8 protein-coding genes are annotated in these 9675 nt (G+C 35.9%); all 8 read left to right on the forward strand.

What is annotated here, in order from left to right:
* Positions 1-38: 38 nt before the first annotated feature.
* Complete coding sequence (gene uvrC / locus QVA17_RS11620; RefSeq protein WP_287389082.1) at positions 39-1877, forward strand: excinuclease ABC subunit UvrC; 1839 nt, start codon at positions 39-41, stop codon at positions 1875-1877.
* A gap of 137 nt (positions 1878-2014) precedes the next feature.
* Entirely contained in the window at positions 2015-2974 is a 960-nt protein-coding gene (gene hprK, locus QVA17_RS11625) for an HPr(Ser) kinase/phosphatase (protein ID WP_027431036.1), read from the forward strand.
* Positions 2975-3083: 109 nt separating this feature from the next.
* The gene (gene murB, locus QVA17_RS11630) at positions 3084-4001 is read left to right on the forward strand and encodes a UDP-N-acetylmuramate dehydrogenase (RefSeq protein WP_287389085.1); all 918 of its coding nucleotides are present in this window, start codon (positions 3084-3086) and stop codon (positions 3999-4001) included.
* Between the two features lie 76 nt (positions 4002-4077).
* Positions 4078-4950, forward strand: a complete 873-nt coding sequence (gene rapZ, locus QVA17_RS11635; protein ID WP_027431034.1) for an RNase adapter RapZ — start codon at positions 4078-4080, stop codon at positions 4948-4950.
* 2 nt (positions 4951-4952) lie between these two features.
* Entirely contained in the window at positions 4953-5906 is a 954-nt protein-coding gene (gene whiA, locus QVA17_RS11640) for a DNA-binding protein WhiA (RefSeq protein ID WP_027431033.1), read from the forward strand.
* A 201-nt stretch (positions 5907-6107) separates the two neighbouring features.
* Positions 6108-7289, forward strand: coding sequence for a GTP-binding protein (locus QVA17_RS11645; RefSeq protein WP_287389086.1), 1182 nt, complete (start codon positions 6108-6110; stop codon positions 7287-7289).
* A gap of 123 nt (positions 7290-7412) precedes the next feature.
* Positions 7413-8363, forward strand: coding sequence for a TIGR03943 family putative permease subunit (locus tag QVA17_RS11650; protein ID WP_287389088.1), 951 nt, complete (start codon positions 7413-7415; stop codon positions 8361-8363).
* A gap of 68 nt (positions 8364-8431) precedes the next feature.
* Complete coding sequence (nudC, locus tag QVA17_RS11655; RefSeq protein WP_074521975.1) at positions 8432-9490, forward strand: NAD(+) diphosphatase; 1059 nt, start codon at positions 8432-8434, stop codon at positions 9488-9490.
* The last annotated feature ends 185 nt before the right edge of the window (positions 9491-9675 follow it).

The raw sequence follows: 9675 nt of genomic DNA on the forward strand, positions 1-9675 counted from the left end.
TGCTATTTTAGCAAGTAAGTTTATTGATAGGGAAAAATATGTTTGATTTAGAAGAAGAATTAAAGAAACTTCCAGCTAAGCCTGGAGTATATATAATGCATGATAAATTCGACAATATAATATATGTTGGCAAGGCCAAGATTTTAAAGAACAGGGTGCGCCAATATTTTCAAAGTCACAGAAATCACTCTCCAAAGATTATTCAGATGGTGTCTCGCGTGGCTTATTTTGAGTACATAATTACAGATTCAGAGCTTGAAGCTCTTGTGCTTGAGAATAATTTAATTAAGGAGCATAGACCAAAGTATAACACTATGCTAAAGGATGATAAGACCTATCCTTTTATTAAGATTACTGTAAATGAGGCCTTCCCAAGGGTACTTTTTTCTAGAACTATGAAGCATGGTACAGGAAAATATTTTGGCCCATTTACGTCTTCTTATGCAGTTAAGGACACAATTGAGCTATTAACTAAGCTTTATAAGGTAAGAACCTGTAATAGAAAGTTGCCGGCAGATATAGGAAAGGAAAGACCTTGTCTTAATTATCATATTGGTCAGTGCGATGCGCCATGTCAGGGATATATAACAATGGAAGAATATGGCAAAAGAATTGATGAGGTAATAAATTTTCTAAACGGAAATTACTCAGATATTATGGATTCTTTAAATGAGAAAATGTTAAAGGCTTCGGAAAATCTCGAATTTGAGGAGGCTGCCAGATATAGAGATTTACTAAATTCTGTGAAGCAGGTAGCTCAAAAGCAGAAGATTACAGCAGATGATCCAACGGATAGAGATGTAATTGCCTGCGCTTCTAATGGAGAAGATGCGGTGGTGCAGATTTTCTTTATAAGAGAAGGAAAGTTACTAGGGCGAGAACATTTTCATATGCGCGTAGCCACTGGAGATACTAGAAGTGACATTATATTAAACTTTATTAAGCAGTATTACGGGGGCACTCCATACATTCCAAATATCATCATGCTTCAAGAGGAAATTGAGGAGCTTGATGTAATCACTGAGTGGTTAACAGACCTTAAGAGACGTAAGGTCAGTCTTATTACTCCAAAGAAGGGGGATAAGGAAAAGATGGTGGAGCTTGCCTATAAGAACGCCCAGATGGTTCTAAATCAGGATACTGAGAAGATTAAGCTTGAAGAAAAAAGAACTATTGGCGCTATGAAGGAAATTGAGTCTTGGCTTCACCTTAAAAACTTAAAAAGAGTGGAGGCCTATGATATCTCAAACACTAGTGGCGTTGAGTCCGTAGGTTCCATGATTGTTTTTGAAAATGGAAAGCCAAAGAAAAATGACTACAGAAAATTTAAGATTAGAACTGTCAAAGGGCCTAATGATTATGAATCTATGCGCGAGGTTTTAACTAGACGATTTAGTAGAGCCTTAGCAGAGCTTGATGGAAGTGAAGAATCTAGAGGATTTTCAAAATTACCAGATATTATCATGATGGATGGTGGTAGAGGTCAGGTAAATATTGCCCTTGAAGTATTAGACAGTCTAGGTCTTAATATTCCTGTTGCGGGTATGGTTAAGGATGACACTCATAGCACAAGAGGTCTTTATTATAATAATGTGGAGATTCCTATTAATAAGCATTCGGAAGGTTTTAAGCTGATTACTAGAGTGCAGGATGAGGCCCATAGATTTGCTATTACTTACCATAGAAGTTTGCGTGGAAAGTATGAGGTGAAATCAGTTCTTGATGATATTAAGGGAATTGGCCCTGTAAAACGTAAGGCGCTTATGAAGGCTTTTCTTGATATTGATAAGATTAGAAATGCATCAATTTCAGAACTTATGGAAGTTGATGGTATTACCCTAGAGCTTGCGGAAAATATTTACAGCTTTTTCCACTAAATGCCAAGATTTTAAACTGTTAAACTTTAGGCTTTCATTGAAAAGTGAAAGTTGCTGTGATAAACTTTAAATAAATGATATAGAAATTAAGTAGTAGGGATTATTTGCTAGAATAGATGGCGAGGAGGAAATTAAAAATGGCTGGAACAAGCACTGGTAAAGAGAAGGTAAAATTATCTAAGGTTATCGAGAAGATGCAGCTTGTGAATATGACACCAGACATAGATGCGTCAGGGATTTGGCTACATGTGCCAGATATTAATAGACCTGCCTTACAGCTAACAGGATTTTATCAATCATTTGATAATGATAGATTGCAGATTATAGGTAATGTAGAGTTTAATTATTTGGAAAGCTTATCAAAGGAAGAGAGATTAGAAAGATATTCTCAATTACTTTCAAGTAACATTCCTTGTCTTATCTTTTGTAGAGAGTTAAGACCAGAACAGGAAGTTATTGATATGGCTAATAAACTTGGAATTCCACTTTTAAGTTCACATGATACAACTTCATCTTTTACAGCTGAGGTAATTAGATGGCTTAAGGTTCAGCTTGCACCATGTATCGTAATTCATGGCGTATTAGTTGATGTTTACGGTGAAGGTGTACTTATTACAGGTGAATCTGGTATTGGTAAATCAGAGGCTGCCCTTGAACTTATTAAGAGAGGACATAGACTTGTAACTGATGATGCAGTTGAAATCAGAAAGGTTTCAGATGAGACTTTAGTAGGTTCAGCACCTGGTGTTACAAAGTATTTCATCGAGTTAAGAGGTATTGGAATTATTGATGTTAAGACACTTTTCGGTGTTGAATCAGTAAAGGAAACTCAGGAAATTGATATGGTTATCAAGCTTGAGGATTGGAATAAGGATAAGGAATATGACCGTCTTGGTTTAGAGGAAGAATACACAGAGTATCTTGGAAATAAGGTAGTTTGCCACTCACTTCCAATTAGACCTGGTAGAAACTTAGCTGTTATTGTAGAGGCAGCTGCGGTTAACCATAGACAAAAGAAGATGGGATATAATGCGGCCGTTGAACTTTATCGTAGAGTTCAGGAGAACTTAATGAAGGGCGATGAAGACGACGACTAATTTGTAAAAAAAGGACATAAATACTAATAAGTTTTTCTGGGGGGAAGTTGTAGTTATATTTGGCTACAACTTTTCTCTTTATTAGTTTTATGTGGTTAGGAGTTTTTTTATGATAGATGTTATAGATAGAATTAGAGATATTGTGGGGGATTCTAGAATTTTCCCAGAAGAGAGTTTAAAGAACTACACAACATTTCGAATTGGCGGAAAATGTAGAGCATTAGTTATGCCAAGCACTAAAGAGGAGATTATTAAAGTAGTTAGTCTTTTAAGAGAGACTAAGACAAATTTTTTCGTTATGGGTAATGGAAGCAACTTACTTGTAAGCGATGAGGGTTTTGATGGTATTGTTGTTTCTTTGAAATTCTTTAAGGGCATTGAGGTGCTTGAAGAGGATGATAAGACTTTTACAGTAAGAGTAATGGCAGGAGAGTTAATGTCTAGCGTGGGCAACTATCTTGCAAGACAGGGTGTAGAAGGTTTTGAATTTGCCACTGGAATTCCAGGAACAATTGGCGGCGGCGTTAGAATGAATGCCGGTGCATATGGTGGCGAGTTAAAGGACATTTTAGTGAATATAACTGCTATTGCAGAGGATAATACAGTAGTGACTCTTTCTAATGAGGAACTAGAACTTTCATATAGAACAAGCATTTTAGCAAAGAAAAATTATATCTGTCTGGATGCTTGCTTTAAACTTAATAAGGGTGATAGCCTTGATATTAAGGCTAAGATTAAAGAGTATGCCAACAGCCGTAAGGAGAAGCAGCCTCTTAATTATCCAAGTGCCGGAAGTACATTTAAAAGACCAGAAGGCTACATTGCAGCTAAGTTAATTGATGAGGCAGGCCTTAAGGGTCTACAGGTTGGTGGAGCTAAGGTCTCTGAAAAGCATGCTGGTTTTGTTGTAAATGTAGGCGGCGCAACTGCTAAAGACGTTATTGAACTTACAGATAAGGTTAAGGAAGTTGTTAAGGAAAAGAATGGAGTTTCATTAGAACTTGAAGTAGTTAAATTGGGATTCTAATATTTTCTTTGATACGAGCTTAATTTTGGCTTATAAAACATAAGCTTATAAATTTCACTGAAAGGAGCGCAATTTCATGAAGATGATTATAGTGACTGGAATGTCAGGTGCAGGAAAGAGTACAGCACTTAATGTATTAGAAGATGAAGGCTTTTATTGTGTAGATAATATGCCTATTTCTCTAATTATGAAGTTCGCAGAAATTGCTTCAAAGGGTGAAGGTGGATATGAGAACATTGCATTGGGAGTGGATGTAAGAAATGGAGAAGGCTTTAAAGAGTTAGATAAAGTCTTAGATGAATTAGATGAGAATAATTACAACTATAGTATTCTCTATCTTGATTCAAGTGATGAGGTTTTAGTTAAGCGTTATAAGGAAACTAGAAGAACTCATCCTCTTGCAAAGGGAAATAGAATTGAAGATGGCATAAAGCAGGAAAGAGAGATTTTATCTTTCTTAAGAAGAAGGGCAACTATTATAATTGATACTTCTAACATGCTAACAAGAGAGTTTAAGGCTGAGATGGAGAAGATTTTTATCCATAATAAGAAGTTTAATAACCTTTTTGTTACAGTATTATCCTTTGGCTTTAAGTATGGAATTCCGTCAGATGCTGACCTTGTGTTTGATGTACGTTTTCTTCCAAATCCCTATTACATTCAAGAGCTAAGACCTTTAACGGGTAATGATAAGGAAATCCAAGACTATGTACTTAGTGCAAGTGAGTCTAGAGAATTCCTTGTTAAGATGAAGGATATGTTAAGATTTTTACTCCCTAATTATGTCAAAGAAGGTAAGAACAATCTAGTTATTGCCATTGGTTGTACAGGCGGTAAGCATAGATCAGTTACCCTTGCCAATGAAATTTATAAGTTAATTTGGGAACTAGATTATGGATGTAAAATCGAGCATCGTGATATAGAAAAGGATGCTAAGAGGAAAGGGTAGAGATGTCTTTTTCATTAGAAGTAAAAAAAGAATTATTGAATAAAATGGACACGGCAAGACATTGCCAGATTGCAGAATTTGCAGCTCTTATGTCTTTTACAGCTCATGTAATTGAGACAGAAGAGGGGCTTATTGGCATAGAAAGTCTAACAGAGAATACATTGGTGGTGGAGAAATTCGAGCTACTTTTAAAGACACTTTTTGATGTTAAGGAGTCGGATTATACAAAGAGCCACGAATTAAATTCTAGTAAATTAATTACAATTAGAATTTTCAAGCAACAGTTAGTTGCTAACATTTTGCAAACTATTAAATGGTGTGATGACACATTTCTTTCAATAGAAGAACAATTCTTAGATTCACGAATTATCCAAAAGGATTGTTGTAAGAAAGCCTTTATTAGAGGCGCTTTCCTTGCAGCAGGTTCTATAAGTGATCCTAATAAATTCTATCATTATGAAATAGTATGTGTATTTGAAGAGGACGCACAAAAGTTAGTGGAGCTTTTGCGCTTCTTTAATTTAGATGCCAAAGTTACGGAAAGAAAGAATAACTTTGTGGTTTACATAAAGGAAGGTAATAACATTACAGATGTGCTAAATCTCATGGGTGCTGTGCGTTTGCAAATGGAACTCTTTAATATCATGATTTACAAGGGCATAAGTAATGATGTGAATCGTAAAGTTAACTGCGAAACTGCCAATCTTAATAAAACTATAGAGGCAGCAGTTAAGCAGGTTAATGACATTGAATATATTAGAGACACAGTGGGTCTTGATAAGCTAAAGGTCAACTTAAGAGAGGTGGCTCTTTTAAGACTAGAGAATCAAGACACAAACCTAAAGGATTTAGGAGAGATGCTTGACCCGCCAGTAGGTAAGTCAGGGGTTAATCATAGGCTACGAAAGATAAGTGAATTTGCAGAAGGCTTAAGAGAAGCAAGAGGCGAGCTTTAAGAGGGCACGTTTCATCAATTCTAGGGATTGACAGCAAGAGTATAATAAAAGATGAGTTTAGTTATGAAAATGTTACTTAAACTTTTATTTATCAATAATTATGAATTTATTCTTAAATTCACAAGCATTTCTTGACAAACAAATGTTATAAGTACTAATATCAATTACACACAATCTAATTTTTGAGAAAGAAGGTTTAATATGACTAAGGTAGATATAATTTCAGGTTTCTTAGGCGCTGGTAAGACAACTTTAATTAAGAAGCTCTTACAGGATAGCAAGCTTAATAAAGAACAGGTAGTTTTAATAGAGAATGAATTTGGTGAAATCGGTATTGATGGCGGTTTCTTAAAGGATGCAGGTGTTGAAATTCGTGAGATGAATTCAGGTTGTATCTGTTGTTCACTTGTTGGTGATTTTGGTACATCTTTAAAGGAAGTTGTAGATAAGTATCATCCAGATAGAATCATCATCGAACCATCAGGTGTTGGTAAGTTATCAGACGTTATTAAGGCTGTTAAGGATCTTCATATTGAGAACGAGATCACATTAAACAGCGCTTCAACAGTTGCTGATGCTTCAAAGGTTAAGGTTTATATGAAGAACTTTGGTGAGTTCTTTAATAACCAGATTGAACATGCTGGAACAATCATTTTAAGTAGAACTCAGAACGTTACTGAGGAGAAGCTTAATAAGGCAATCGAACTTATTAGAACATTAAATGAGAAGGCTCATATCATCACAACTCCTTGGGATGATATTTCAGGCGATACAATTCTTGGTGCTATGGAGAATGTTACTAATCTTGAACTTGAAATGTTAGCAGAAGCTGCAGAAAAGGCTCATGAGGAACATGAACACGAGCATCATCATCACGATGGAGAAGAGTGCTCATGCGGACATCATCATCACGATGGTGAAGAATGCCACCATGACCACGACCATGACGAACATGATCATGAACATCACCATGAAGACGGAGAAGAGTGCTCATGCGGACATCATCATCACGACGATGAAGAATGCCATCACGATCATGAACATCATCACCATGATGGAGAAACATGCTCATGCGGTCACCACCATGATCATCACCATCATCATGCAGATGAAGTATTTGATAGCTGGGGAATTGAAACAGTTAACAAGTACTCAAAGGCTGACTTAGATAATATCCTTGATGATTTAGCTGATTCAACAGAATACGGCGTAATCCTTAGAACAAAGGGTATGGTTCAGTCACCAGAAGGTAATTGGTTCAACTTCGATTTAGTACCAGGTGAGTACGAAATCAGAGAAGGACAGGCAGATTTCACAGGAAGAATTTGTGTTATCGGTTCTAAGTTAAATGAAGAGAAGTTAAAGACTTTATTTAAGCTTTAATTTAGATAGGGCTTAAGCTCCTAACTAAGGCTTTTATAAAGAAAACTAATATAATAATTATGTGTAGAATAGGTGCGATATGAGATATTTTTATGTCGCACCTTTTTTAGAAAGGCGGACAATATGGCACAGGAAGAGCAATATCAGATTCCTATATTTTTAATTAATGGACAGCTTGATAGTGGTAAGACAAAATTTATCGTTGATACTGTTGAGATGGGACAGTTTGAAGAAGCTCAGAAGAAGCTTTTAATTGTTTTAGAAGAAGGCGAAGAAGAGTACTCTGAAAAGTTCCTTAAAGACAACGGAATCGACATGGTTGTTCTTGAAAAAGAAGAATTCACTTATGAGAAGTTAGTTGAACTTGATAAGAAATATGATCCATGGATTGTATTAGTAGAATATAACGGTATGTGGGCTCCACAGCTTATCTATGATACAGAAAAGCCAAACGGCTGGGAAATTTATCAGGCAATTACTTTAATTAATGCAGAGCAGTTCCAGTTACAGTGGGCTAATATGCGTTCAATTATTGCAGAGACAGTTAAGCTAGTAGACTTAGTTGTCTTTAATAGATGTGCTCCAGGAATGGATTTAGGCAGCTTTAGACGTAGCGTTAAGGCACTTAATCCATCTCTTCAGATTGTATTTGAAGATGATAAGGGCGAGCAGGTTGCTATTTCAGAACAGTTACCATATGACTTAAATTCAGATATTATTGAAATTGAAGATGAAGATTATGGTATTTGGTATATGGATGTTAATGAACGTCCAGAAGTTTATAACGGTAAGACAGTACGTTTCAAGGGACAGGTTTTAAAGAATAAGTACTTTAAGGATAAGAACTTCGTTCCAGGACGTAAAGTTATGACTTGCTGCGCAGATGATACATCCTTTATTGGTTACATTAGCTACTACGATAAGATTAGAGAATTAGAGAACAAGCAGTGGGTAATGGTAACAGGTACAGTTAAGAACGAATTCCAGATGGCCTATAAGAAGAAGGGCCCTGTAGTTTACTGCACTGAAGTTACTCCATGCGAAGCTCCAAAGGAAGAATTAGTTTACTTATAAGAATACTATCCCCATCAACTTTTGGTGGGGATTTTTCTTAAGCAAAAATATAGATAGGTGGTAAGATTATGATACAAGATATTTATCCATTACATTTAGACAATCAATACAAAAATGCAAGTCCTAAGGACGATGACACAATCTTTTGCTTTGCAGGATCCACAGTTTTAGCAAAGGAAATAGGGGAAAATGAATTATATTTTCCACAATATAGTGAGTTTAAAGCAGGAATAGTTACCAACAACGCTGTGGATAATGTGGATAACACAGAAAATACTGATAAATATAGCTATATCTATCTCTTCTCTTTAGTGGAAAAGAAAGATAGTTATCCACAAAATAGGGGTGTTGATATTGTGGATAATGTGGATAAGTCAAGTATTGATAAGGATAGTTCTATTTATGATTCTGAAAATGTAAGAGTAGTTAAACGCTTTTTCCTTGCCTTTAAAAATAACATCGTATTAAAGGGTGACTTCTTTGGAGAGCTTGCAGATACTGATGTTCACAAGGAATATAAGTCTAGCCTAGAAGGCTTTGATTACTATGGCGTTTACAATTTTAGAACTCAGAAGGATAGAGCTCTAGCCTACGCCACTATTACTGCCTATCATCTTTACGGTTGGTATAGAGATAACAAGTTCTGTGGAAGATGTGGAAAGCTATTAGAAAGAGATGTTAAGGAACGTATGATGAAATGTCCTGTCTGTGGAAATAGCATTTATCCTAAGATTTCACCAGCTGTTATTGTGGCAATCACTAACAAAGACAAGATTTTACTTACAAAATATGCCGGCAGAACCTACACAAACTATGCATTAGTTGCAGGCTTTACAGAAATCGGTGAAACTATGGAAGACACTGTAAGACGTGAAGTTATGGAAGAAGTGGGCATTAAAGTTAAGAATATTAGATATTATAAGAGTCAGCCTTGGGGCCTTTCAGGTTCTCAGCTATCAGGCTATTTTTGCGAGCTTGATGGAGATGATGACACAATCAAGCTTCAGGAAGAAGAGCTATCAGTTGGAACTTGGGTTGCAGCCAAAGATATTGAGGTAACCCCAGATAATGTCTCTCTAACAAGAGAAATGATCCTAAAGTTTAGAGACGATGTTCTAAACAATTAGGACCATTTGCATAATCTGTATTATTTATAATTTTGAAAATGTATCTCTTATTTTTCTTTTAAGTAAATATCAAGGTCAACATCGCCGTCAATGCCGTCAACGCTACCAGATTGGCTGTATTGCCACATTGTAAATTTATAAGGATAGTAAGGAGTTGTATCGTAGTTTGCAAACCACTTATCAAA

The sequence above is a fragment of the Lachnospira sp. genome (assembly GCF_016290755.1).
In the GTDB taxonomy this organism is placed as follows: Bacteria; Bacillota; Clostridia; order Lachnospirales; family Lachnospiraceae; genus Lachnospira; species Lachnospira multipara.

Excerpts from the sequence above, each read along its gene's own strand:
- uvrC (WP_287389082.1), top strand. The coding sequence starts at position 39 with ATGTTTGATTTAGAAGAAGAATTAAAGAAACTTCCAGCTAAGCCTGGA.
- hprK (WP_027431036.1), top strand. The coding sequence starts at position 2,015 with ATGGCTGGAACAAGCACTGGTAAAGAGAAGGTAAAATTATCTAAGGTT.
- murB (WP_287389085.1), top strand. The coding sequence starts at position 3,084 with ATGATAGATGTTATAGATAGAATTAGAGATATTGTGGGGGATTCTAGA.
- rapZ (WP_027431034.1), top strand. The coding sequence starts at position 4,078 with ATGAAGATGATTATAGTGACTGGAATGTCAGGTGCAGGAAAGAGTACA.
- whiA (WP_027431033.1), top strand. The coding sequence starts at position 4,953 with ATGTCTTTTTCATTAGAAGTAAAAAAAGAATTATTGAATAAAATGGAC.
- QVA17_RS11645 (WP_287389086.1), top strand. The coding sequence starts at position 6,108 with ATGACTAAGGTAGATATAATTTCAGGTTTCTTAGGCGCTGGTAAGACA.
- QVA17_RS11650 (WP_287389088.1), top strand. The coding sequence starts at position 7,413 with ATGGCACAGGAAGAGCAATATCAGATTCCTATATTTTTAATTAATGGA.
- nudC (WP_074521975.1), top strand. The coding sequence starts at position 8,432 with ATGATACAAGATATTTATCCATTACATTTAGACAATCAATACAAAAAT.